The organism is Nocardioides sp., assembly GCF_041913365.1.
Taxonomy (GTDB): Bacteria; Actinomycetota; Actinomycetes; order Propionibacteriales; family Nocardioidaceae; genus Nocardioides.
This window is the reverse complement of sequence record NZ_JAYSFM010000014.1, coordinates 42,946-65,422: the sequence shown is the minus strand read 5'-3', so window position 1 is coordinate 65,422 and position 22,477 is coordinate 42,946. Positions and strand designations below refer to the sequence as shown.

The 22,477-nt window shown below is 71.7% G+C and carries 24 protein-coding genes; 9 read left to right on the top strand and 15 right to left on the bottom strand.

Going from position 1 to position 22,477, the window contains the following annotated elements; translation table 11 throughout:
* On the top strand, nt 1-1,335 hold a 1,335-nt coding region (locus tag ACE3QY_RS20520), incomplete at its 5' end, for a DEAD/DEAH box helicase (RefSeq protein WP_374457917.1).
* A 1-nt stretch (nt 1,336) separates the two neighbouring features.
* Here the strand turns inward: ACE3QY_RS20520 and ACE3QY_RS20515 are convergent.
* Entirely contained in the window at nt 1,337-2,191 is an 855-nt protein-coding gene (locus ACE3QY_RS20515; RefSeq protein WP_374457916.1) for a ParA family protein, read from the bottom strand.
* 61 nt (nt 2,192-2,252) lie between these two features.
* Between ACE3QY_RS20515 and ACE3QY_RS20510 the strand changes: the two genes are divergently transcribed.
* From ACE3QY_RS20510 to ACE3QY_RS20495, 4 genes are read left to right on the top strand one after another with little or no spacing between them, the layout of a single operon-like run.
* On the top strand, nt 2,253-3,005 hold the full coding sequence (locus ACE3QY_RS20510; RefSeq protein ID WP_374457915.1) for an SDR family NAD(P)-dependent oxidoreductase: 753 nt from the start codon (nt 2,253-2,255) through the stop codon (nt 3,003-3,005).
* Nucleotides 3,002-3,493, top strand: coding sequence for an N-acetyltransferase family protein (locus tag ACE3QY_RS20505; protein WP_374457914.1), 492 nt, complete (start codon nt 3,002-3,004; stop codon nt 3,491-3,493). The genes ACE3QY_RS20510 and ACE3QY_RS20505 overlap by 4 nt, the downstream gene beginning before the upstream one ends.
* Nucleotides 3,494-3,546: 53 nt before the next feature.
* A complete protein-coding gene (locus ACE3QY_RS20500; protein WP_374457913.1) occupies nt 3,547-3,645 on the top strand; it encodes a metallopeptidase family protein in 99 nt (32 codons plus the stop codon).
* A gap of 50 nt (nt 3,646-3,695) precedes the next feature.
* The gene (locus ACE3QY_RS20495) at nt 3,696-4,238 is read left to right on the top strand and encodes a GNAT family N-acetyltransferase (RefSeq protein ID WP_374457912.1); all 543 of its coding nucleotides are present in this window, start codon (nt 3,696-3,698) and stop codon (nt 4,236-4,238) included.
* Between the two features lie 113 nt (nt 4,239-4,351).
* Here the strand turns inward: ACE3QY_RS20495 and ACE3QY_RS20490 are convergent, their stop codons facing one another.
* From ACE3QY_RS20490 to ACE3QY_RS20480, 3 genes are read right to left on the bottom strand one after another with little or no spacing between them, the layout of a single operon-like run.
* Entirely contained in the window at nt 4,352-4,912 is a 561-nt protein-coding gene (locus ACE3QY_RS20490) for an adenylate kinase (RefSeq protein WP_374457911.1), read from the bottom strand.
* Nucleotides 4,909-5,742, bottom strand: a complete 834-nt coding sequence (locus ACE3QY_RS20485) for a PHP domain-containing protein (protein WP_374457910.1) — start codon at nt 5,740-5,742, stop codon at nt 4,909-4,911. Before ACE3QY_RS20485 ends, ACE3QY_RS20490 begins: the two co-directional genes overlap by 4 nt.
* A 1-nt stretch (nt 5,743) precedes the next feature.
* Entirely contained in the window at nt 5,744-6,313 is a 570-nt protein-coding gene (locus ACE3QY_RS20480; RefSeq protein WP_374457909.1) for a histidine phosphatase family protein, read from the bottom strand.
* 49 nt (nt 6,314-6,362) lie between these two features.
* On the opposite strand from ACE3QY_RS20480, the gene ACE3QY_RS20475 reads away from it, so the two are divergent.
* A complete protein-coding gene (locus ACE3QY_RS20475; RefSeq protein WP_374457908.1) occupies nt 6,363-7,556 on the top strand; it encodes an MFS transporter in 1,194 nt (397 codons plus the stop codon).
* A 10-nt stretch (nt 7,557-7,566) separates the two neighbouring features.
* Here the strand turns inward: ACE3QY_RS20475 and ACE3QY_RS20470 are convergent, their stop codons facing one another.
* Nucleotides 7,567-7,752: a DUF5302 domain-containing protein gene (locus ACE3QY_RS20470; RefSeq protein WP_374457907.1), complete on the bottom strand. Its 186-nt coding sequence runs from the start codon at nt 7,750-7,752 to the stop codon at nt 7,567-7,569.
* A gap of 72 nt (nt 7,753-7,824) precedes the next feature.
* Nucleotides 7,825-8,646 (bottom strand): class I SAM-dependent methyltransferase, encoded by an 822-nt coding sequence (locus tag ACE3QY_RS20465; protein WP_374457906.1) that lies wholly within the window; start codon nt 8,644-8,646, stop codon nt 7,825-7,827.
* Nucleotides 8,647-8,690: 44 nt separating this feature from the next.
* On the opposite strand from ACE3QY_RS20465, the gene ACE3QY_RS20460 reads away from it, so the two are divergent.
* Nucleotides 8,691-9,758, top strand: a complete 1,068-nt coding sequence (locus ACE3QY_RS20460) for a hypothetical protein (RefSeq protein ID WP_374457905.1) — start codon at nt 8,691-8,693, stop codon at nt 9,756-9,758.
* Nucleotide 9,759: 1 nt separating this feature from the next.
* On the opposite strand, the gene ACE3QY_RS20455 is transcribed toward ACE3QY_RS20460, so the two are convergent.
* The 7 genes from ACE3QY_RS20455 to ACE3QY_RS20425 all read right to left on the bottom strand — a co-directional run bounded on the left by ACE3QY_RS20455 (nt 9,760) and on the right by ACE3QY_RS20425 (nt 17,811).
* Nucleotides 9,760-10,791 carry a MaoC family dehydratase gene (locus ACE3QY_RS20455; RefSeq protein WP_374457904.1) on the bottom strand — a complete coding sequence of 344 codons (1,032 nt, stop codon included), beginning with the start codon at nt 10,789-10,791 and terminating at the stop codon, nt 9,760-9,762.
* A gap of 57 nt (nt 10,792-10,848) precedes the next feature.
* Nucleotides 10,849-11,688: a DUF1707 domain-containing protein gene (locus tag ACE3QY_RS20450; protein WP_374457903.1), complete on the bottom strand. Its 840-nt coding sequence runs from the start codon at nt 11,686-11,688 to the stop codon at nt 10,849-10,851.
* 11 nt (nt 11,689-11,699) lie between these two features.
* The gene (locus tag ACE3QY_RS20445; protein WP_374457902.1) at nt 11,700-12,707 is read right to left on the bottom strand and encodes a sugar phosphate isomerase/epimerase family protein; all 1,008 of its coding nucleotides are present in this window, start codon (nt 12,705-12,707) and stop codon (nt 11,700-11,702) included.
* 61 nt (nt 12,708-12,768) lie between these two features.
* A complete protein-coding gene (locus tag ACE3QY_RS20440) occupies nt 12,769-13,956 on the bottom strand; it encodes a Gfo/Idh/MocA family protein (RefSeq protein WP_374457901.1) in 1,188 nt (395 codons plus the stop codon).
* 81 nt (nt 13,957-14,037) lie between these two features.
* Complete coding sequence (locus ACE3QY_RS20435; RefSeq protein ID WP_374457900.1) at nt 14,038-15,114, bottom strand: substrate-binding domain-containing protein; 1,077 nt, start codon at nt 15,112-15,114, stop codon at nt 14,038-14,040.
* A gap of 82 nt (nt 15,115-15,196) precedes the next feature.
* Nucleotides 15,197-16,294, bottom strand: a complete 1,098-nt coding sequence (locus ACE3QY_RS20430; RefSeq protein ID WP_374457899.1) for an ABC transporter permease — start codon at nt 16,292-16,294, stop codon at nt 15,197-15,199.
* Entirely contained in the window at nt 16,291-17,811 is a 1,521-nt protein-coding gene (locus ACE3QY_RS20425) for a sugar ABC transporter ATP-binding protein (RefSeq protein ID WP_374457898.1), read from the bottom strand. Before ACE3QY_RS20425 ends, ACE3QY_RS20430 begins: the two co-directional genes overlap by 4 nt.
* Before the next feature lie 96 nt (nt 17,812-17,907).
* On the opposite strand from ACE3QY_RS20425, the gene ACE3QY_RS20420 reads away from it, so the two are divergent.
* Nucleotides 17,908-19,080, top strand: a complete 1,173-nt coding sequence (locus ACE3QY_RS20420; protein WP_374457897.1) for an ROK family protein — start codon at nt 17,908-17,910, stop codon at nt 19,078-19,080.
* Here the strand turns inward: ACE3QY_RS20420 and ACE3QY_RS20415 are convergent.
* Nucleotides 19,058-20,254: an acyl-CoA dehydrogenase family protein gene (locus tag ACE3QY_RS20415; protein ID WP_374457896.1), complete on the bottom strand. Its 1,197-nt coding sequence runs from the start codon at nt 20,252-20,254 to the stop codon at nt 19,058-19,060. The genes ACE3QY_RS20420 and ACE3QY_RS20415 overlap by 23 nt on opposite strands.
* A 126-nt stretch (nt 20,255-20,380) precedes the next feature.
* Between ACE3QY_RS20415 and ACE3QY_RS20410 the strand changes: the two genes are divergently transcribed.
* A complete protein-coding gene (locus tag ACE3QY_RS20410) occupies nt 20,381-20,986 on the top strand; it encodes a hypothetical protein (RefSeq protein ID WP_374457895.1) in 606 nt (201 codons plus the stop codon).
* A 27-nt stretch (nt 20,987-21,013) separates the two neighbouring features.
* On the opposite strand, the gene ACE3QY_RS20405 is transcribed toward ACE3QY_RS20410, so the two are convergent.
* Entirely contained in the window at nt 21,014-22,474 is a 1,461-nt protein-coding gene (locus tag ACE3QY_RS20405; RefSeq protein ID WP_374457894.1) for a phospholipase D-like domain-containing protein, read from the bottom strand.
* Between the last annotated feature and the right edge of the window lie 3 nt (nt 22,475-22,477).

The following is a 22,477-nucleotide window of genomic DNA, read 5'->3' as shown; positions in this document are numbered from 1 at the left end:
GACGCGCTCGAGCGCGCCGGCATCACCACCCCCTTCGCCATCCAGGAGATGACCCTCTCGGTCGCTCTCCTCGGCACCGACCTCATCGGGCAGGCGCGCACCGGCACCGGCAAGACGCTGGCCTTCGGCATCCCGGTGCTGCAGCGCTCGGTGGCGCCCAGCGACCCGGCGTACGCCGACATGCCGCAGGGCAAGCCGCAGGCCCTCATCGTCGCCCCGACCCGCGAGCTCGCGCTCCAGGTCTCTGGCGACCTCGCCCTCGCCAGCGCCGACCTGGGCCTGCGCGTCCTCACCGTCTACGGCGGCGTCGGCTACGAGCCGCAGCTCGAGGCCCTCGACGCCGGCGTCGACATCGTCGTCGGCACGCCCGGCCGTCTCATCGACCTGGCCAACCGCAGGTCCCTCGACCTCTCCCACGTCCACGCGCTCGTGCTCGACGAGGCCGACGAGATGCTCGACCTCGGCTTCCTGCCCGACGTCATCACCCTGATCTCCAAGACGCCCGAGACCCGCCAGACGATGCTGTTCTCGGCGACCATGCCGGCCGCGATCGTCGCCCTCGCGCGCACCCACATGCGCCACCCGATGAACATCCGCGCCGAGTCGTCCTACGAGAACGCCACGGTGCCGGCCACGGCCCAGTTCATCTACCAGGCCCACGACCTGGACAAGACCGAGATCATCGGCCGGGTCCTGCAGGCCGAGGACGCCGACAAGATGATCGTCTTCACCCGCACCAAGCGCCAGGCGCAGCGGGTGGCCGAGGACCTTCAGGAGCGCGGCTTCAAGGCCTCGCCGCTCCACGGCGACATGGCCCAGGTGGCGCGCGAGAAGGCGCTGGCCCGCTTCCGCGAGGACAAGATCCAGGTCCTCGTCTGCACCGACGTCGCGGCCCGCGGCATCGACGTGCGCGGCGTCTCCCACGTCATCAACTACACCTGCCCCGAGGACGACAAGACCTACGTCCACCGCATCGGCCGCACCGGCCGCGCCGGCGCCTCCGGCACCGCGATCACCTTCGTCGACTGGGCCGACCTGCACCGCTGGAAGCTCATCAACAAGGCGCTCGACCTGCCCTTCGACGAGCCGCAGGAGACGTACTCGACCTCCGAGCACCTCTTCCACGACCAGGGCATCCCGGCCGGCACCAAGGGCCGCGTCGTCGACCCCGCCCCGCCGGCTCCCAAGGCCGAGCGGGCGCCGCGCGAGCGTCGTTCCGGTGACCGCTCCGGCGGCGGCTCGTCCTCGGAGAAGTCCGGCGACGCCCCGCGCCGCCGCAACCGCAGCCGCCGCCGCACCCGTGGCGGCCAGTCGGTCGAGGCCCCCAAGGCATGAGTCAGCGCTTCTTCGGAGCCTTCTTCGCGGTCTTCTTCGGCTTCGGCCGCGACGCGCGCGACACGAGGTTCTCGGCCACCTCGCGGTAGGCCTTCGCACCCTTGCTGCTGCGGCTGGTCGCCAGGATCGAGCGGCCGGCCGCCGGCGCCTCGGCGAACTTGATCGTCTTGGGGATCGGCGGCTCGACGACCTCGAGGTCGTAGGTCTCGCTGATCGTCTCCAGCACGGTCCGGGCGTGGTTGGTGCGGCCGTCGTAGAGCGTCGGCAGCACGCCCCACACCTCGAGGCCGCGGTTGGTGAACCGTCGTACGTCGTGGACGGTGTCGAGCAGCTGCCCGACCCCGCGGTGCGAGAGCGTCTCGCACTGCAGCGGCACCAGCACGCCGTCGGCGGCGGTCAGTGCCGCCACGGTGAGCACGCCGAGCGAGGGCGGGCAGTCGAGCAGGACCCAGTCGTACGCCCCCTCCTCGGTGTCGTCGAGGTCGTCCTGGAGCTGCTCGAGCGCACCCTTGATGACGTGCTCGCGCCCGGTGCGGGTGAGCAGGTCGGCCTCGGCACGGGCGAGCTCGATGGTCGCCGGCAGCACGTCGACGCCGTCCTCGGTCTCGATGATGATCTCGGCCGGGTCCACGCCCTGGGTCAGGACGTGGTGGACCGAGGTCTCGAGGTCCTCCGGGTCGATGCCGAGGGAGAAGGTCAGGCACGCCTGCGGGTCGAGGTCGACGAGCAGGACGCGGTGCCCCAGCTCGGCCAGTGCGGCCCCGATCGAGGCCACGGACGTGGTCTTCGCGACCCCGCCCTTCTGGTTCGCGACGGCCAGCGTGACGGGGGCCGCTCCCCGGCTCTTGGTGCTCATCGCCGGCCATTCTGCCGGACCGGGTCGCGAACGGTCCGGTCGTCCTGAAATGCTGCCACCCATGAGTACCTCCCTGATCACCGGCGCGACGGCCGGCATCGGCCTCGAGTTCGCCCACCAGCTCGCCGACCGCGGCGACGACCTCGTCCTCGTCGCCCGTGACGCCCAGCGCCTCGAGGCCGTGGCCGAGGAGCTGCGGCGTGCCCACCAGGTCGACGTCGAGGTCCTCGTCGCCGATCTCGTCGACCGCGACCAGCTCGCCACCGTCGAGGCCCGGCTGGCCGACCGCGCGCGCCCGGTCGACCTGCTCGTCAACAACGCCGGCTTCGGCCTCAAGCAGCGCTTCCTCGACAACTCCGCCGACGACGAGACCGCCATGCTCGAGGTGCTCGTCACCGCCGTGCTGCGGCTCAGCCACGCGGCGCTGGGCGCGATGGCCGAGCGCGGCCACGGCGGCATCATCAACGTCTCCAGCGTCGCCGCCTTCCTCCCCCGCGGCAGCTACTCCGCGGCCAAGGCGTGGGTGAACAGCTTCAGCGAGTGGGCGCACCTGGAGTACCGCTCGCGCGGCGTGAAGGTCATGGCCCTGTGCCCCGGCTTCACCAAGACCGAGTTCCACCAGCGGATGCAGGTCACGCGCGGCGACGGCTTCATGTGGCTCGAGGCCGACTTCCTCGTCCGCAAGGCGCTCGAGGACTTCGAGAAGGGCCGCGCCTACTCGATCCCCGGTGCCCAGTACAAGACGATCATCGCCCTCACCAAGGCCATCCCCAACCGGGTGCTGCGGCTGACCCAGAACATGGGCCGCCGGTGACGGTGCGCATCGCGCCCCCGCGCGTCGACGACGCCGAGGCGCTCGCCGACCTGCACCTCGATGTCTGGGAGGAGGCGTACGCCGACCTCATGCCGGCGTCCGTCTTCGCCGAGCGCCGCGACCGCCGGGCCGAGCGGGTCGCGAGCTGGCGCGGGATCATCGAGGCCAGGTCGAGCGACAACCTGCTGGCGTGGTCGGGTGACCGTCTCGTCGGCTTCTCGAGCACCGGCCCGGGCCGCGACGACCCCGACGACCGCCTGCCCGCGCTCGAGCTGATGGCGCTCTACGTGCGGGCAGCGACGTACGGCACGGGCGTCGGGTTCGCCCTCCTCGAGGCGGCGATCGGTCGGGCCGACGCCTACCTCTGGGTCCTCGACGGCAACGAGCGTGCCATCCGGTTCTACGAGCGCCAGGGCTTCGCCTTCGACGGGATCTCCAAGCCCGAGGACGTCGGGCTCGAGCACCGGATGGTGCGGCGCGGCGGCTGACGGCGACCCTGACCCGCCGCGGCCGCTTGCGCGCGCGGGGGGCCACTTGCGGCATGGTCGAGGTCGTCGAGCAGGTGCGACGGACCGTCGTCCACGAGGTGGGCCACCACTTCGGGATCGGCGACGCCCGGTTGCGCGAGCTCGGGTGGTGAGCCGGGCACGCCGGGGTGACCTGAACGCTTGCCCTCTAGGCTCCGGCGACGTGACCACAGTTCTCGAGGTGCCGGCGTACGAGGTCCGCCTCGCACGTGCAGGAGACGAGGACGCCATCTGCGACGTCTGTCGCGAGGGCTTCGCGGTGTCCTCGCAGGGCCTGCTCCCGCCGGCCACCATCGAGCGGCAGGCCGACGCGTACTACGACCCGGCCCGGGTGCGCCGTGAGGTCGCCACGGCCGGCGAGGCCATCGAGTGGCAGGGGTACGTCGTGGCAGTGTCGGAGTCCGGCGGGGTCCTGGGCGCCGCGGGCGGCGGTGTCACTGGCCCGGGGGTCGGCACCGTCTACGTGCTCTACCTGCGTCCACCGCTGCGAGGGCGCGGCATCGGCACGGCGCTGCTGGACTTCGTCACAGACCAGCAGGAGGCCGCAGGCGCGACTGAGCAGTGGGTGTCGGTCACCGAGGGCAACGACCTCGGCATCCCCTTCTACGTCGCTCGGGGCTTCGTCGTCCGCGAACGCGTGCCGTTCGTGACGGCTGATGACGGGACGGTCGAGGCACACTCCCTGCGGATGAGTCGCACGATCTGAGCGACGGAGCTCTTTCGGCGCGGCGACCGGTCCGGCCAGCTCGCGACGCGCCCGTGGCCAGATCACCGGCGTGAGCCGGAGGACCCGACAGGATCCGTCATCCCGAACGGCACTCATCCGTGCGGCTTCGTATGACGGACCGAGCCCTCGTCCTCGAGCGACTCCAGCCACGCGTCGAGCTCCCGAGGGTGCTTGAAGAGCAGCACGTCCGGGCCGTCGGACGAGGCCGCCCAGGCGCGCATCCGGTCCCGCTTGCGGGCGAAGGACTGGAAGTGCCAGCGGATGATGGACGTGCGGTCGACGATCTTGCGGAAGGTCTCGACGTTGCCGTTGCAGCGCGGCTCCTTCGTGATCGCACCGGACACGGTGCGGCGCACCAGGCGCGCGAGGGACAGCCACCGCGGGTAGTCGAGCCCGACGACCAGCTGCGTGCGCGGGAGGACCAGGTCGAGCCAGATGCCGTACGACGAGTCGAGCAGCCACCGCTCCCCCGCGACGATCCCGCCGAAGACCTCCCGCTGCACTGACTTCTCGACCGGCACCCAGCCCGGCAGCCAGGTCAGCTCGTCGACCAGGGTGACCGGGTGCCCGGTGCGGGAACCGATGGCGAGCGCGGCGGTGCTCTTGCCACTGCCCGTGACCCCGTAGACGAGGACCCGGTCGGGCAGCCTCACCGGCGGGCCAGGGAGACGAGCCGCTCGTACTCCTCGGGGTCGGTGGTGTTGACCCCGAGGTCGTGGTCGACCTTGCCGAGGCCGTGGTGGTCGCTGCTGCCGGTGACGAGGAGGTCGAGGTCGGCGGCGATGGCGCGCAGGCGCTCGCGGAGCTCGGGCGGGTGGTCCTGGTGGTCGACCTCGATCCCGGCGAGGCCGATCCCGCGCAGCCCGGCGAGGACCTCCTCGGTGAGCACGGTGCCGCCCCGGCGGCCCCACGGGTGCGCGATGACCGGGACGCCGCCGGCGGCCACCACGATCGGGATCATCTCCTCCAGCTGGGGCGCGTAGCGGTTGACGTAGCCGGGCTGGCCGGGGCTGAGCAGGGTCGCGAACGCCTCGGTGCGGTCGGCGACCACGCCGCGCCGGACGAGCGCGTCGGCGACGTGCGGGCGGCCGGCCGCGACCGACCCGCCGGCCTCGCGGTGCACGTCGTTCTCCGTCAGGTCGATGCCGTGCGCCCGCAGCGCGGCCACGATGGCCGGCGTCCGGGAGCTGCGGCCCTCGAGGATCCGGCCGAGGACCTCCACCAGCGGGGCGTACGTCGGGTCCGGCAGGTACGCCAGCAGGTGGACGCCGCGGTGGTGGAGCTTCGTGCTGATCTCGAGCCCGGGCACGAGCGTGATGCCGACCTCGTCGGCCGCCTCCTGCGCCTCCGCCCAGCCGGAGGTCGCGTCGTGGTCGGTCAGCGCGACGACGTCGAGACCCGCTGCCTTCGCCTCGCGCACCAGCGCGGCAGGGGTGTCGGTGCCGTCACTCGCGGACGAGTGCGTGTGGAGGTCGATCCGCACGTCAGCTGTTCCACTTCAGCAGGACCGGCGTCTCCCGCTCGAAGCCCAGCACCGACACCGTCGAGGTGTCGAGCCGGAAGAACCGGCCCTCCTCCGCCGGCTGCTCGAGCCACCGGGCGGTGAGCACCCGCAGCGAGTGGCCGTGGGCGAAGACCAGGGTGCGGTCGTGGTCGCGCGCCCGCTCGATGACGCGGTCGAGCCGGGCCGAGACCTCGTCGGCGGTCTCGCCGCCGGGCACGGGGTGGGTCCAGACCGACCAGCCGGGCACCGACTCCCGGATCTCGGCCGTGGTGATGCCCTCGTAGTCGCCGTAGTCCCACTCCACGAGGTCCTCGTCGACCTCGACGTCGCGGAAGCCGGCCAGCTCAGCCGTCCGCCGGGCACGCTGGCGCGGGCTGGTGAGGACCAGGTCGAAGTCGACGTCATAGAGCCGCGGGCCCAGCAGGATCGCCGCCTCCTCGCCGTCGGGCGTGAGCGGCAGGTCGGTGGTCGAGGTGTGCTTGCCGTCGCGGCTCCACTCGGTCTCCCCGTGGCGCACGACCCAGAGCTCGGGGCCCCCAGCGGTCGACATGCCCGCGAGTCTGCCACGGGTGCCCGGGTCTCCTGCCACGATGCTCGCCATGAGTGCATCCACGCCCGGCAGCGTCGACCTCGGCCGGGCGCGTCTGGCGATCGCGGCGGCGTTCGGCACGCAGGGGCTGGTGTTCATCAGCCTGACGACCAGGCTCCCCCGCATCCAGGACCGCTGGGACCTCGGCGAGCTGGCCCTGTCGGGCGTCCTCCTGATGATGGTGCTGCTGGCCGGAGCCGGCTCGCTGCTGGCCGAGCGGCTGGCGCCGCGGCTCGACAGCGCCGCCGTCCTGCGTGCGGGTCTGCTCGTGGTCGCGGTGTCCGTCGCGGTGGTGGTCCTCGCGCCCGCGAAGGTGGTCTTCGTCCTCGCGCTGGCGGCGTACGGCGTGGGGCTGGGGCTGGTCGACGCGACCGGCAACATGCAAGCCGTCGCCCTCGAGCACCGGCTCGGCCGGGTCGTGCTGCCGTCCTGCCACGGCGCGTGGACGCTCGGCGGCGTCATCGGCGCGGTGCTGACGATCGCCGGCACCGACGTGCCGTGGTCGGCGGTCGCGCTGCTGGCCGTCCTGCCGCTGGTCGCCGCCGCGGCGCCCTACCTCCCCCGCGACCACGGGGAGGCCGCCACCTCGACGCACACCGACGTGCCCTGGCGGGCGATCGTGATGGTCGGGCTGGCTCTCGTCGTCTTCTACACGGTCGACACGGCCGCCGCCACGTGGGGACCGGTCTACCTCGACGACGTCTTCGCCGCGCCGGAGGGCCTGGTGGCCCTCGCGACGCTGCCCTACCTCCTCGCCAGCGGCCTGGTGCGGCTCGCCGGCGACCGGCTCACCGAGCAGGTGGGGGCGGTCCGCCTGCTGCGGGTCGGCGCGGCGATCGCGCTCGCCTCGCTCGCGCTCGTCGTGGCGGCACCGACGTGGGAGGTGGCCGTCGTGGGCTTCACAATGCTCGGCTGCGGGGTCGCCGTCGTCGCACCGCTGAGCTTCTCGGCCGCTGCGGCGCTGGCCGGGCGCGACGCCGACCCGGCCACCCGGCAGGCCCGGGTGGACGCCGTGGTGGCGCGGTTCAACCAGTTCAACTACGCCGGGGCGCTGCTCGGTGCGGTGATGACGGGCGCGGTCGGCGCCGGGTCGCTCCGCATCGGCTTCGCCGTGCCGCTGGTGCTGGTCGTCGCGCTGTTCTGGCTCGCGAAGGCGTTCGCGCCGGCGGACCACCCTGCTGGGCACGCGCCCGCCGACGCCTGAACGCCAGGTCTCAGACTCCGCCGCCGCCGGCCTTGCGGCGGTGCATCGGCTTGGCGACGTTGGCGTTGGTGACCTCCGAGCCGTGGGCCTTCTCTCGCGAGCCCGCACTGTCGTCGGGGTGGTAGTGGCCCTTCTTGCGATCGAGGGCCTCCCGCATCTTCGCCTTGATGTCTGCGTTGGGGTCCTGATCAGCCATGGGTCCTCCTGGATCCGAGGTGTGGGACGGGTGACTGCCACCCTGCCAAACGCGTCAAGCGGGGTCGAGCGGTTATCCCCCGGCGGGTCGTCGCAGCACGTCGATCCGCCCGGCGAGCTTGCCTTCCATCCGGTAGACGTGCCACCGGCAGTCGCCGAGCATCACGTCGTACGCCTCGTCGCCGAACTCCGCGCGGTAGCGGTCGGGCCGGCGCAGCAGCCGGGCCAGGTGCAGCAGGGCGCGCGACGCCCGGCCCTCCTGCTCCTCCGACCACTCGCCCCACTCGCTGGCGAGGTCGATCGTGTCGACGACCTGGAGGCCGGAGTCCGCGATCGCGCGGTCGAGCACCACCGGGTCGGCCGACGACGGCACGACGCCCATCACGGCGAACAGGCGGTCCGCCTCCTCCGTCGGGAGCAGGTCGGTGGCGACGACCTGGTAGCCCACGACGTGGCCGCCCGGGCGCAGCACGCGAGCGAACTCGGCGTACGCGTCCTCGGGATGCGCGACGTGCAGCATGACGTCGCGGCACCAGACCAGGTCGAGCGAGGCGTCGGCGACCGGCACCTGCGTCGCGGAGCCGCGCTCGAACGACACCCGGGAGGCGATGTCGGGGGCGAGGTCGCGACGGGCCTCGCGGGCGAGGTCGAGGTGGCGCTGCACCGGGTCGATGCCGAGCACGCGGAGGCCGAAGTGCGTGGCCAGCCGGAAGGCGTGCGCACCCTCGCCGCACCCGACGTCGACGACGCGGCTGTCCGGGCGCAGGTCCAGCTCGCGCACGACCTGGAGCAGCACCGACGGGTCGCGCGGCGCCAGGCTCTCGTCGAGCCGCGCCGCGAAGGCCGCCTCGGCGCGCGGCTGGGTGTCGTAGAAGAGCTCACGGTCCCAGGCCACGGGGCGAGTCTGCCGCACCGCGGTCGCGCAGTAGGGTCACCGCCATGGCTCGCCGTGCGTTCCTCCACGTCGGGACCGCGAAGTCGGGCACCTCGTTCCTCCAGGACCTGTGGTGGCAGCAGCGCGACGAGGTCCGCGACCGCGGGCTGCTGCTGCCGGGGTCGGGCCGCCGCGACCACTTCGCGGCCGCGGCCGTCGTCAAGGGCATGACCGACGTCGTGGCGACCCTGGGCGACCGGGAGCGCGACGCCTGGCGGCGGCTGGTCGACGAGGCCCGTGCGTGGCACGGGGACGTGCTGGTCACCAACGAGCACTTCTCCGACTCCCCGCCCGAGGCGGTCGCCGCGGCGCTCGCGGACCTGGCCTCCGCGGCCGACGAGGTGCACGTCGTGCTGACCGCCCGCGACCTCGGCCGGGTGCTCCCGTCGGCCTGGCAGCAGCGGGTGAAGATGGGCGCCCGCCAGCCCTACCGCCGCTTCCTCGCGACGGTGCGCCGTGGGGAGGGCGACCAGAAGTTCTGGCGCTACCAGGACGTGCCCTCGATCCTCGATCTCTGGTCGACCGGCCTCCCGGCCGGGCGCGTGCACCTCGTCGTCGTACCTCCCAGCGGGGCACCGCGCGAGGAGCTCTGGCTGCGCACCAGCGCGGTCCTCGGGCTGGACCCGACCGGTCTCGACACCGAGGCCCGGCGACCCAACGACTCGCTGTCCCTGGTCGAGGCCGAGCTGCTGCGACGGGTCAACGAGCGGGTGCCGCGCGCGCAGCGCTCCCCCGCGCTGACCCGCCACGTGAAGGGCACGTTCGTCCCCGAGGCGCTCGTCGGGTCCGGGGCGCGGGAGGGGTTCGCCGTCCCGGAGCGGCACCACGCCTGGATCCGCGAGCGGGCCGAGGCGACCGTCGCCGGGCTCCGCGCGAGCTCGTACGACGTCGTGGGCGAGCTCGACGACCTGCTCCCCGCCCTGCCCCGCGGGGGCCGCACACCCGACGAGGTGACCGGCGAGGAGCTCCGCGCCGCGGCCCGGGTCGTGCTCGAGCGGCTCGGTCGTCGGCCGGCCGACTCGCTCGACGCGGCACTGGACGACATCGCGGCCGGGCTGCTGGCCCGGCGTTAGCTCAGCGCGGGACGAGGGCCCAGTAGTCGAGGTCGAGCAGGACGCCGGGGGCGTGCTTCCCGTCCTCACCGCGCAGGGTCATCGACTCGTCTCGACCCTTGGTGGCCACCAGCCGCAGCCGCAGCGCGCCGACGCCGGGTGCGTCGAGCGTCGCCGTGTCGAGGACCTCGGACCAGGCGTAGACGGTGTCGCCGGCGAAGGCGGGGGCGACGTGCGCGCCGGCGTTGATCGCAGCGACGAGCTGGGCGTTGGCGAGGCCGTTGAAGGACAGCGCGCGGGCCAGCGAGATGACGTGGCCGCCGTAGACGAGGCGGTTGCCGTCGGAGCGGGCCTCGGCGTTGAAGTGCACCTTGGCGGTGTTCTGCCAGAGCCGGGTCGCCATCATGTGCTCGGCGTCGGTGAGGGTGACGCCGTCGACGTGGTCGATGCGCTCCCCCACCTCGTAGTCGTCGAACCGGTGCGGCTCGCCCGCAGCGCCGACGTCGTACGCGCTGAAGTCGAGGCCGGGCGGCACGACGAGGTCCGCCGGGTCGACGACGTCCGCGAGCGTGGGGACGACGGTCTCCGGCGCGGGCGAGTCGGCCGAGCGCTTGTGCACCATCACCCAGCGCGCCCAGTCGATGGCGACCTCACCGCGCTGGTTGGTCGCGGTCGAGCGCACCCAGACCACGCCGGTCCGCCCGTTGGAGTTCTCCTTGAGGCCGATGACCTCGGAGCGGGTGCGCAGCGTGTCGCCGGGCACGACGGGGACGTGGAAGCGGCACTCGGCGTAGCCGAGGTTGGCCACGGCGTTGAGCGAGACGTCCGGCACGGTCTTGCCGAATGCGATGTGGAAGCCGACGAGCTCCTCGACCGGGTGGGGCGCCAGGCCCACCGAGGCGGCGAACTCGGCCGAGGACGGGACCGCGAAGCGGCTCGGGTAGATCGCGCCGTAGAGCGCCCGGTCGCCCTCGGTCACCGTGCGCGGGGTCGCGTGCTCGATGACCTGCCCGACGGTGAAGTCCTCGAAGAAGTTGCCGGCGTTCGTCTTCATGCCGGACATCGTGCCGCAGCCGCGGGCCGTGGTGGCGCCGTGGTCACGTGGGATAGGTCACCCGCCGTAGGGGTAGGCGCGGACGACCTCACCACCGGGCGTGGTCCGGAGGTAGCCCGTCTCGTTGAAGTCGTTGCCGATGTAGATGTTCACGCCCGGCCCCTGGCCCCAGTCGTTGACCAGCACGTGGGTCAGCCTCCCGTCGGGCACGTCGAGCGTCCGCCTCGCGCGGTCGATGTTGTCGAACATGCGGCGTACGTCGAGGTAGCCGAGGCTGACGAACTTCTGCGGGCCGAGCACCGCCGAGGCCTCGCTGTCCTGGCGCCACGCGCCGGTCCAGCTCCAGCGCTCGTAGCGCTTGTGACGCAGGGAGACCGGCACCTGGACGCCGACCCGGTCGGCGTAGAAGCCGACCTCCCACGCGTCGAGCGTGCCGAACTTCCTCTCGTAGGCCTTGAGGAACGCCCGCACCTGCGGGGTGGTCATCTCGAACGACGGCGTGGCCGCCTCGGACGCCTCCGACGACCCCTTGGGCCCGACCGCGACGACGTCCGGCACCACCCGCTCGTCGTCGCCGCGGACCGCGAACGCGAACAGGGCGACGACCGCGGTGACACCCGCACCGACGAGCACGACGAACGCGCCGACGCCGGCGATGATCCCGGCGACGTGCCGCTGCGTGGACCGGTCGGGGGCCACAGCCGTGGACGGCACGAAGCCGGCCGGGACCTGCAGGTCGCGCGTCAGGGTCTGCAGCTCGTCGAGCGTCTCCGCGGACAGTGCCCTCGAGACCCGCAGCTCGCGGTCGGCGTCGCCGATCTGCCCGTCGACGTACGCCGACTCGATCAGCTCGACGTAGCGGTCCCGGTCCGCATCCTTGGCGCGGAATCCCCTCATGGGGCGGGAGCCTAGTCCGAGGTGCTGAAGGCCGCGTCGAAGGCGGCGGCGGGTGCGTCGAACGCCAGTCGGCGCACGAGCTCCAGGGCCTCCGGCGCTCCCACGAGGCGGTCCATCCCGGCGTCCTCCCACTCGACCGAGATGGGCCCGTCGTAGCCGATGGTGTTGAGCATCCGGAAGCACTGCTCCCAGGGGACGTCGCCGTGACCGGTCGACACGAAGTCCCAGCCGCGGCGGGGATCGGCCCACGGCAGGTGGGAGCCCATCCGCCCGTTGCGCCCGTTGCCGACCTGCTTCTTCGCGTCCTTGCAGTCGACGTGGTAGATCCGGTCCTTGAAGTCCCAGAGGAAGCCGACCGGGTCGAGGTCCTGCCACACGAAGTGGCTGGGGTCCCAGTTCAGGCCGAAGGCCTCCCGGTGGTCGACGGCCTCCAGCGCGCGCACGGTGGTCCAGTAGTCGTAGGCGATCTCGGAGGGGTGCACCTCGTGCGCGAACCTCACGCCCTCGCTGTCGAAGACGTCGAGGATCGGGTTCCAGCGGTCCGCGAAGTCCTGGTAGCCCGCGTCCACCATGGCCTGGGTGGCCGGCGGGAACATCGCGACGTACTTCCAGATCGAGGAGCCGGTGAACCCGACGACCACGTCCACGCCGAGCCTGCGCGCGGCCCGGGCCGTCATCTTCATCTCCTCGGCAGCGCGCTGGCGTACGCCCTCGGCGTCACCGTCGCCCCAGATCCGGTCCGGGAGGATGCCGCGGTGCCGCTCGTCGATCGGGTCGTCGCACACGGCCTGGCCCTTGAGGTGGTTGCTGATCGCGAAGACCTGCAGCCCGTGCTTGTCCAGCACCTCGCGCTTGGCGGCGACGTAGCCGTCGTCCTCCACGGCGGCCCAGGGGTCGAAGTGGTCGCCCCAGCACGCGATCTCGAGGCCGTCGTAGCCCCAGCCGGACGCGAGCCGGCAGACCTCCTCGAACGGCAGGTCGGCCCACTGGCCGGTGAACAGGGTGACGGGACGAGTCATCGTGGGTTCCTCCTCGGGTCGGGCGTTGCGGGTCGGCGGCCGCGTCGGATCATGCCTCGGGTCATGCCGGGACGTCCTGCCAGGCGTTGCTGCGCGAGCTGGCCTCGACGGCGCCGAGTACCCGCTGCACCTGGAGGCCGTCGGCGAACGACGGAGCCGGGTCCGAGCCCGCCGCGATGTCGTTGACCAGGTCGACGACCTGGTGGGTGAAGCCGTGCTCGTAGCCGAGCAGGTGGCCCGGGGGCCACCAGGCGGCGACGTAGGGGTGGTCCGCCTCGGTCGCGAGGATGCGCCGGAACCCTGCGGTCGCCGAGTCGTCGTCGCCGTCGAAGAAGTGGAGGACGTTCATGTCCTCGAAGTCGAAGGCGAGGCTGCCCCGCGACCCGTTGATCTCGATGCGGATCGCGTTCTTGCGCCCGTTGGCGAACCGGGTGGCCTCGAAGACGCCCAGCGCGCCCCCGCGGAAGTGGGCCAGGAACGCCGCCGCGTCGTCCACCGTGACCAGGCCGCGCTCCTCTGAGCCGGTCGATGCCGTGCCGGACAGGCCGGTGTGGGCCTCCGCCGGGAGCGGCCGCTCCTTGACGAAGGTCTCCAGCCGCCCGGAGACCGTCGCGATGGAGTCGCCGGTGATGAACTGGGTCAGGTCCACGATGTGCGCCCCGATGTCACCCAGCGCACCGGAGCCGGCCTTCGTCTTGTCCAGGCGCCACGACATCGGGGCCTGCGGGTCGACGATCCAGTCCTGGAGGTACTGCGCGCGGACGTGGTGGATCTCGCCGAGTCGACCCTCGGCGACCAGCCGTCTCGCGAGCCCGATGGCCGGCACGCGTCGGTAGGTGAAGCCGACCATCGACCGGACCCCGGCGGCCCGGGCCTTCTCGGCGGCGGCCACCATGGCCTCCGCCTCCTCGACGGTGTTGGCCAGCGGCTTCTCGCAGAGCACGTGCTTGCCCGCCTCGAGCGCCGCGATGGCGATCTCGGCGTGGGTGTCCCCGGGGGTGCACACGTCGATGAGGTCGATGTCGTCGCGGTCGACGAGCGCCTGCCACGACGTCTCCGTGGACTCCCAACCCAGCCGGGCGGCGGCCTCGGCGACCTTGGCCTCGTCCCGGCCCGCCACCGCGGCCATGCGGGGCCGGAGCGGCAGGTCGAAGAAGCGCGGGGCGTTGCGCCAGGCCTGTGAGTGAGCGGCGCCCATGAAGGCGTAGCCCACCATCCCCACGGACAGGGTGTCCTGCTGGTGCGTCATCAGTGGTCCTCGGGTCTCGTCGGTGGGTCAGGGGCGGAGGGCCCCGCCGCCGCGGTGGGCGGCGGGGCGGTGACCGCTACCTCAGGACTCGAAGGCGGTGTCGATGAACTGGTCGACGTTCTCCGAGGTCACGACCGGGGCGTAGAGCTGCACCATGCGGGGCACCTCGACCTCGACCAGGTCACCCATCGCCTTCTCCTGCACCAGCAGACGGGCGAGCTTCACGCCGTCGGCGCCCTGCGTCGAGGGGTAGATGACCGTCGCCTTGAGCACGCCCGAGTCCTCCTGGATCGCGCGCATCGCGTTCGCGGAGCCGGCGCCGCCGATCATCGTGAACTCGTCACGACCGGCGTTCTCGATGGCGGCCAGGACGCCGACGCCCTGGTCGTCGTCGTGGTTCCACAGGAAGTCGATCTTCGGCTCGGCCTGGAGCAGGTTGGACGCGACCTCCTCACCGCTCTCGACGGTGAACTCGGCGGCCTGGCGGGCGTCGACGTCGAGGCCGCACTCGGAGAGCGCGTCCTCGAAGCCCTGGCTGCGGTCCTGCGTCAGCGGCAGCGAGTCGATGCCCGCGATCTCGGCGACCACGACGTCCTCGTTGCCGTCGGCCTGCTGGCAGACGTACTCACCGGCCGAGACGCCCATGCCGTAGTTGTCACCGAGGACGGTGACGCGCGCGGCGTTGGGGTCGTCGAACTCGCGGTCGACGTTGATGACCGGGATGCCGGCCTCCATCGCCTTGAGCGCCACCGGTGTCATGGCGGCGCCGTCGAACGGCAGCAGCACGATGGCGTCGACCTCGTCGTTGATGAAGGTCTCGACCTGGCTGATCTGCAGGTTGACGTCGTTGGTGCCCTCGGCGATCTGGAGGTCGAGGTCGGGGTACTGGTCGGCGAGGTCACGGACGTTGTTCGTGATGGCCGCCATCCAGCCGTGGTCGGCCGCGGGCGCGGAGAAGCCGATGGTGACGGTGTCGCCGGCCTCGTCGTTGCCTCCCTCGGCTGCCGCGGCGCTGGAGTCCGACGAGCCCTCCTCGTCGTTGGCCGCGTCCTCGGCGCTGCCGGTGCAGGCGGTGAGGGCCAGGACGGCGACCGCGCCGACCACGAGGCCAGGGAAGCGGCGGCTCTGCTGCCGTGAGGTGGTGGTGCGCAGTCGCATGGGTTGTGCTCCTTGTGTGCGGTGTGGGTGCGGTGGTGCGGTGTTCTTCCGAGTACGTGGCGGCCCCCGGGGCCGGCGGCGGTCAGGTCGTGGTCGAGCGTCGGGCCAGGCGCTGCTGGAGCAGCACGGCGACGACGATGATCAGGCCCTTGGCGACGGCCTGGGTCGAGCTGTCCTGGTTGTTGAGGACGAAGACGTTGCTCAGCGTGCTGAAGATCAGCACGCCGATCACGGTGCCGACGATGGTGCCGCGCCCGCCGGTGAGCAGCGTGCCGCCGATGACGACGGCCGCGATCACGTCGAGCTCCAGGAGCGTGCCGTGGGTGGAGCTGCCGGTCGAGGTGCGGGCGAGGTACATCAGCGCGGCGAGGCCGCAGCAGAGGCCGACGAGGACGTAGAGCAGGACCGTGTGCCGCTTGACGTTGATGCCGGCGAGGCGCGCGGCCTCGGGGTTGCCGCCGACGGCCAGGGTGCGGCGGCCGAAGGTGGTCCGGTTGAAGAGGAACCAGCCGCCCACGGAGACCAGGGCGAAGATGACGACCAGCAGCGGGACGCCGACGACGTCGGCGGACCAGAAGTCCTTGAAGCCCTCCACGCGCACGATCTGGGTGCGGCGCTCGGAGATGATCTCGGCCAGGCCGCGAGCCGACGCCAGCATGGCCAGGGTCATGATGAATGGCACGATGTTGCCGTAGGCGATCAGCACGCCGTTGACGAGGCCGCAGGCACCGCCGACCGCGAGCGCCGCGAACACCATGATCGCCCAGTGGGTGTCCTCCGCCATGTTCTGCGTGGCGAAGGTGCTCGCCCACACCGAGGAGAGGGCCACGATCGCGCCCACGGACAGGTCGATGCCGCCACCGGTGATCACGAACGTCATGCCGATGCTGACCACGCCCACGATGGAGGCGAGCCGCAGGATGGTGACCAGGTTGTCGACGCTCGCGAAGCGGTCGCCGGCGGTGGCGACCCCCACGACGCAGATCACGACCAGGGCGAGCACCAGGCCGAGGTTGCGCCCGAACGCACCGCTCATCAGGCCGGCCCCCCGCGACGGTCCCGCGGCCTCCGCGGCCGCGTGCTCCACGCGGACGGTGTCGTCCGACGGCGCCACGGGGTTCTCGACGGCGGTCAGGTCGGGCCCCTCACCGGTCCCGGGGGTGGTGCGGTGCTCGCTCATGCGGCGCTTCCTTCCATGACCAGGTCGAGGACCCGGGACTCGTCGATCTCGTGCGCGGGTCCCTCGTGCACGACGCGGCCCTCGCGGACCACCAGCACCCGGTCGGCGAGACCGAGCACCTCCTCCACCTCGCTCGACACGACGACGACGGCGACCCCGGAGTCGGCCAGCGCGCGCACCACGGCGTAGATCTCCGCCCGGGCGCCGACGTCGACGCCGCGAGTGGGCTCGTCGAGCAGGAGCACGCGGCACTCACGGAGCAGCCAGCGCGCCAGGACGACCTTTTGCTGGTTGCCGCCGGAGAGGAGCCGCACGAGGCGGTCCGCCCCGGCCGGGCGTACGTCGAGGGACTGGGTCACCTCGGTGGCGCGACGGCGTTCCTCACCGCTGTCGAGGAAGCCGAGGCGGGCGAAGCGGCCCAGCGTGGAGACGGTGATGTTGCGGTAGACGGCCTGGTCGAGCAGCAGGCCCTGACTCTTGCGCTCCTCGGGAGCCAGGCCCAGACCGGCCTTGACGGCAGCGGGGACGGACCCGCGGCGCAGCTCACGGCCGTGGACGCTGACGGTGCCCGCGGACGCGCGGCGCGCGCCGTAGACGGTCTCGAGGATCTCCGACCGACCGGCCCCGACGAGCCCGGCCAGGCCGACGATCTCCCCCGCGTGGACGGTGAGGTCGACGCCGGAGAACACCCCCGGCAGCTCGAGTCCCCTGACCTCGAGGACGGGCTCGCCCGAGGTGACCTGGTCGCCGCGCGGCGGGAAGACGTACTCGATCGAGCGTCCCGTCATCAGCTTGATGAGGTCGGCGGTCGGCGTGTCGGCCACCGGCAGCCCCGAGGCGACGGTGGCGCCGTCCTTGAGCACGGTGATGCGGTCGCCGATCTGACGGATCTCCTCCAGGCGGTGGGAGATGTAGACCACCGCCACGCCCTCGGAGGTGAGGTCGCGGATGACGCGGAAGAGGTTGTCGACCTCGCCCTGGTCCAGGACGGCGGACGGCTCGTCCAGGACGAGCAGGCGGGTGTCCTGCGAGAGCGCCCGCGCCATGCTGACGATCTGCTGCGCCGCCGGGGTGAGGCGCCCGACCTCGCGGGTCGGGGAGATCTCGCCGTGCCCGAGGCGGGCGAGCAGCTCGGCGGTCGCACGGTTGGTGCGACCGCGCTGGCTCAGCCCACCCGAGGACAGCTCGTGGCCCAGGAAGATGTTCTCCGCGACCGAGAGGCCCGGCACCAGGTCGAGCTCCTGGTAGATCGTGGAGATGCCCAGCTTCATCGCCGACTGCGGCGTGGGCAGGGCGACGGGCCGCCCCTCCCACAGGATCTCGCCCTCGTCGGGCTGGTAGCTGGCGGAGAGCACCTTGATCAGCGTGGACTTGCCGGCCCCGTTCTGCCCGAGCAGGCAGTGGACCTCGCCGGGTCGCACGTCGAGGTCGACACCGCCGAGCGCCAGCACACCGGGGAATCGCTTCACGATGCCGCGCATCTCGAGCAACGGGGTCGTGGTCGGCTGGGACGTCACGCCCGAACTGTGGCATGCGTCACGGACTTTTGTCGAGTACCTTCCAAAAGTTTCACGTTGCGTGTGAAAAGCGATCCGATGTGCTTGACTCCACCCGTGCGCACCGGTGAGCTCTTCGACCTGCTCCGCGACGGTCGACCCTGGACCCGGGCCCAGCTCGCCGAGGCGACGGGGCTCGCGCGTTCCACGGTCGCCAGCCGGATCGACACCCTGATGCGCCTGGGGCTGGTGGCGCCTTACGGCGGCGCCCGTTCGACCGGGGGGCGCCCGCCGACGCTCTTCGCGCTCAACCCCGGCGCCAAGCTGGTGGTCGGGGTGGACGTCGGCGCGACCCACGCGCGTGCCGCGCTGACGGACCTCGACGGCCAGATCCTCGGGGAGACCGACGCCCGGCTCGAGGTCGCGGCCGGCCCCGAGCACGTGCTGGGCTGGGTGGTCGAGACCGTGCGCGACCTCGTCGCGGCCAGCAACCGACCGCTCACCGACCTCGCCGCGATCGGCATCGGCCTGCCCGGCCCCGTGGAGCACTCGACCGGACGCCCGATCAACCCGCCGATCATGCCGGGGTGGGACCGCTACGACGTGCCGGGCCACCTGCAGCGCGTGTACGACGTCCCGGTGCTCGTCGACAACGACGTCAACATCATGGCCCTCGGCGAACGACGCGCCCACCTGCGCGACGTCGACGACCTCGTGCTGATCAAGGTCGCCACCGGCATCGGCGCCGGCATCGTCTCGGGCGGCGTGCTGCAGCGCGGTGCCCGCGGCACCGCCGGCGACCTCGGGCACGTCCGGGTCCCCCGCGCCGCCGATGTGCTGTGCCGCTGCGGCAACACCGGCTGCCTCGAGGCACTGGCGGCCGGCCCGGCGCTGGCGGCGGCGGTCCGCGAGCAGGGCGAGGACGCGAAGAACGGCGGTGACGTCGTCGACCTCGTCCGCGCCGGCAACCCGGTCGCGATGGCCGTCGTGCGGCAGGCGGGCCGCGACATCGGCGAGGTGGTGGCGACGATGACGAACCTGATCAACCCGTCCGTCGTCGTGATCGGCGGCCAGCTCGCCGGCGCCGGCGAGCACCTCCTGGCAGGCATCCGCGAGTCGGTCTACCAGCGGTCGCTGCCGCTGGCGACCGAGCACCTGCGCATCGTCACCTCACGCGCCGGCGGCGAGGCAGCGGTGCTGGGCGCCTCCGCGCTGGCCATCGAGCACGTCCTCTCCCCCGAGGCGGTCGAGGCGGCCAGCGAGGCGCTCAGCGGAGCTGGTAGTCCTTGAGCAAGGACCGGCCGATGATCATCTTCTGGATGTCGGAGGTGCCCTCGCCGATGAGCATGAACTTGACCTCGCGCATGAGGCGCTCGATCTCGTACTCCTTGGAGTAGCCGTAGCCGCCGTGGATGCGGAAGGAGTCCTCGACGACCTCGTTGGCGTACTCGCTGGCGACCATCTTGGCCATCCCGGCCTCGACGTCCATCCGCTGCCCGGTGTCCTTCAACCTGGCGGCCTTGACCATCATGGTGTGGGCGACCTCGACCTTGGTGGCCATCTCCGCGAGCCGGAACAGCACCGCCTGGTGCTCGGCGATCGGCTTGCCGAAGGTCTTGCGCTGCTGGGCGTAGGCGATGCCCAGCTCGAAGCCCCGCCAGGCCAGCCCGCAGGCGCGGGCGGCGACGTTGACCCGGCCGACCTCGACGCCGTCCATCATCTGGAAGAACCCCTTGCCGGGCTCCCCACCGAGGATCTGCTCGGCGCCGATCTCGTGGCCCTCGAGGATGAGCTCGGTGGTCTCGACGCCCTTGTAGCCCATCTTGTCGATCTTGCCCGGCACGGTGACGCCCTGGGCGGTCTGGCCGAACCCGGCCTCCTTCTCCACCAGGAACGTCGTCATGTTCTTGTAGACGCTCTCGGCGCCTTCGTCGGTCTTGGTCAGGACCGCGACCAGGGTGGAGGTGGCGCCGTTGGTCAGCCACATCTTCTGGCCCGTGATCGAGTAGCTGCCGTCGTCGGCCTTCGTGGCCTTGGTGGAGACCGCGGACACGTCGGAGCCGAGACCGGGCTCGGACATGCTGAACGCACCGCGGACCTCGCCGGTGGCCATCCTCGGGAGGTACTTCTGCTTCTGCTCGTCGGTGCCGTGCTGGATCAGCATGTAGGCCACGATGAAGTGGGTGTTGATCACGCCGGAGACGCTCATCCAGCCGCGGGCGATCTCCTCGACCACCAGCGCGTAGGTCAGCAGCGACTCGCCGAGCCCGCCGAACTCCTCGGGGATCGTGAGCCCGAAGACGCCGAGCTCCTTCAGGCCCTCGATGATCTCGGTCGGGTACTCGTCGGCGTGCTCGAGCTCCTGCGCCGCCGGGATGATCTGCTCGTCCACGAACTGGCGCACCGCCTTCAGGATCTCGCTCTGGTCCTCGGAGAGGCCGTCGGTCTGGCAGAGACGGGGCATGCGGTGGCTCCTGTGCGTCGTGGGCGGAACGCTCGGGAGTCTAGTTAGGGGCCGTTCACCTGGGCAGGCCCCGGAACCGAGAGAGACGTCACACGGGACGCTCGACCCCGTGAGACCATGGAGCGTATGCGACTGACACTGAGCTCCGGAGCCGCCCTCGCCGCCTCGCTCGCCCTGGTGACCAGCGCCTGCGGTGACGACGGGAACGACACCGCCGAGGACCCGGGAGCGGGCGCGTCGCCGAGCACGAGCTCGAGCGCGGAGCCGTCCGAGGAGCCCGCACAGGTCACGTTCGTCGACTTCGGCGAGGAGCCGGCAGTCACGCCGCGCTACCGCAAGGCCGCGCTGAAGGCGGTCGACGACGAGCTGATCACGATGGTCCCGACCGTGCTGCCGGACGGGTGGACCACCGTCGGTGGCGGCTACCAGGCCGACCCGCAGTGGTGGCGCATGGAGTTCACCAGCCCGACGGGCGAGGTGACCCTCGACCAACTGCCCGGCACCGCGCAGGACGCGCTGGGCGACGCCACGGACCTGGTGGCGGCCGCCGACGTCGACCTGTCCGACTACGGCACCGGCACCTGGTCGGCGTGGCAGGCCGAGGACGGCCTCGACGTGCTGGCGCTCGACCTCAAGGGCAGCACGGTGCTGCTGCAGGGCGGCTCGCCCGACGACGTCCGGGCGCTCGCCGAGTCGCTGCTGCCCGCCGAGGACGCCGCGCTCCAGGAGTGACCCCCGGAGCCGCGGCAGCTCCTCGGCTCAGTCGTTCTCCCACGTGGGGCCGGCGCCCCGGAGCCCGTCGGGCTCGATGGTGGTCACCGGCTTCATGCCCACGCGGCGGCCGTTGACCATCTTCCACTCCGAGTACGTCGTGGTGTAGGCGTCGCGGCTGAACGGCTTCTGCCACATCAGGTTGAAGTTCTTCAGGTAGTCGCGCACCATCTGGCGCCCGTGCATCGAGAACAGGATCTCGTCCTGCGGGGTGCCGAGGCTCGACCAGTTGGTCGACCCGGTCCACACGATGTTGCTGTCGACGTTGCCGCGGTAGGAGCCGCGCAGCACGAAGTACTTCTGGTGCGTGTAGCGCTCGATGTTCTCCGGCACCTCCTCGGCCTCCGGGTCGGTGGAGACCGGGTCGTCGACGAGGTTGAAGCCGGTCGAGCGCAGCGGGACGCGACCACGCGCCGTGGGCGCACCGATGTGCTGCTTGGTGTAGTAGCCCATCAGGCCGTAGTTGACGCGGAGGTTGCAGCCGTTGGCGTACAGCTCGCGGAGCTTGTCGGCGATGTAGTTGCCGCGCTTGCCGCGCATGGAGTGCATGGAGAGCCGCAGCAGGGTGCGCTTCTGCACGCCCGCGGCGTCGGTGTAGACGCACTGCACGTTGTTGAGGATGTCGATGACGATGTCGGTCGACGGCGTGGTGTAGCGCGGGAAGACGGTGTTGTAGTACTTCTGCTGGTCACCGGCCGGGCAGTTCAGCCCGTTCTCGCAGAACGAGTACGTCGCCCGGCGGCGGTCCCAGTCGGGACGCATGTCGTTGAACAGGGTCTCGAACTGTTCGTAGAGCTGCGTCTTGCCCACCGTGGTCCAGAGGTCGTTCCACTGCCAGCGCACGGCGTTGAGGGTCATGTTCTGCGAGCCGAGCATGACGACGTTGCGGTTCCGGCCGGTGCGGCTGAACAGGTAGAACTTGCTGTGCAGGTTGTTGTACTCGTTCTTGTCCGCACGGCAGCCCGAGTCGCAGCGCTTGAGGAAGCTCGACTTCTTGGTCTTGTGGCCCAGCACCCGCTGGATCCGGACCTGCGCGTTGGGCACCAGGTGGTCGTTGAGCAGCACCTGCACCTTGACCCCGCGCTTGTAGGCGCGGATCAGCTCGTCGGCGAACACCTGGCGGTCCAGGGAGTAAGCCGAGATGATGATCTTCTCGCCCTTGGGCGTGTTGCGGATGGCTCGCAGGATGTGGCGCTCGATGACGAAGCGGTCCTTGGGGATCATCGGGTTGTTGAACTTCGGCCCGACGGGGACCTTCCACTTCTTGTTCGGCTTGCCCGGCTTGCGGGCGGCCGTCCTCGCAGCGGTCTGGGCGGCGGGCTGGGCGGCGCTCGCGGAGGGCGCAGCGGCGCTCACTCCAGCGGTCACCGCACCGGCGGCGACGGCTGGGACGACCAGGCTGGCGGCCAGGCCCCAGACGGTGAACAGGGACAGGATCTTGTGACGCACGTC

Excerpts from the sequence above, each read along its gene's own strand:
- ACE3QY_RS20515 (WP_374457916.1), bottom strand. The coding sequence starts at position 2,191 with ATGAGCACCAAGAGCCGGGGAGCGGCCCCCGTCACGCTGGCCGTCGCG.
- ACE3QY_RS20510 (WP_374457915.1), top strand. The coding sequence starts at position 2,253 with ATGAGTACCTCCCTGATCACCGGCGCGACGGCCGGCATCGGCCTCGAG.
- ACE3QY_RS20500 (WP_374457913.1), top strand. The coding sequence starts at position 3,547 with ATGGTCGAGGTCGTCGAGCAGGTGCGACGGACCGTCGTCCACGAGGTG.
- ACE3QY_RS20480 (WP_374457909.1), bottom strand. The coding sequence starts at position 6,313 with ATGTCGACCGCTGGGGGCCCCGAGCTCTGGGTCGTGCGCCACGGGGAG.
- ACE3QY_RS20475 (WP_374457908.1), top strand. The coding sequence starts at position 6,363 with ATGAGTGCATCCACGCCCGGCAGCGTCGACCTCGGCCGGGCGCGTCTG.
- ACE3QY_RS20470 (WP_374457907.1), bottom strand. The coding sequence starts at position 7,752 with ATGGCTGATCAGGACCCCAACGCAGACATCAAGGCGAAGATGCGGGAG.
- ACE3QY_RS20460 (WP_374457905.1), top strand. The coding sequence starts at position 8,691 with ATGGCTCGCCGTGCGTTCCTCCACGTCGGGACCGCGAAGTCGGGCACC.
- ACE3QY_RS20455 (WP_374457904.1), bottom strand. The coding sequence starts at position 10,791 with ATGAAGACGAACGCCGGCAACTTCTTCGAGGACTTCACCGTCGGGCAG.
- ACE3QY_RS20450 (WP_374457903.1), bottom strand. The coding sequence starts at position 11,688 with ATGAGGGGATTCCGCGCCAAGGATGCGGACCGGGACCGCTACGTCGAG.
- ACE3QY_RS20445 (WP_374457902.1), bottom strand. The coding sequence starts at position 12,707 with ATGACTCGTCCCGTCACCCTGTTCACCGGCCAGTGGGCCGACCTGCCG.
- ACE3QY_RS20440 (WP_374457901.1), bottom strand. The coding sequence starts at position 13,956 with ATGACGCACCAGCAGGACACCCTGTCCGTGGGGATGGTGGGCTACGCC.
- ACE3QY_RS20435 (WP_374457900.1), bottom strand. The coding sequence starts at position 15,114 with ATGCGACTGCGCACCACCACCTCACGGCAGCAGAGCCGCCGCTTCCCT.
- ACE3QY_RS20430 (WP_374457899.1), bottom strand. The coding sequence starts at position 16,294 with ATGAGCGAGCACCGCACCACCCCCGGGACCGGTGAGGGGCCCGACCTG.
- ACE3QY_RS20415 (WP_374457896.1), bottom strand. The coding sequence starts at position 20,254 with ATGCCCCGTCTCTGCCAGACCGACGGCCTCTCCGAGGACCAGAGCGAG.
- ACE3QY_RS20410 (WP_374457895.1), top strand. The coding sequence starts at position 20,381 with ATGCGACTGACACTGAGCTCCGGAGCCGCCCTCGCCGCCTCGCTCGCC.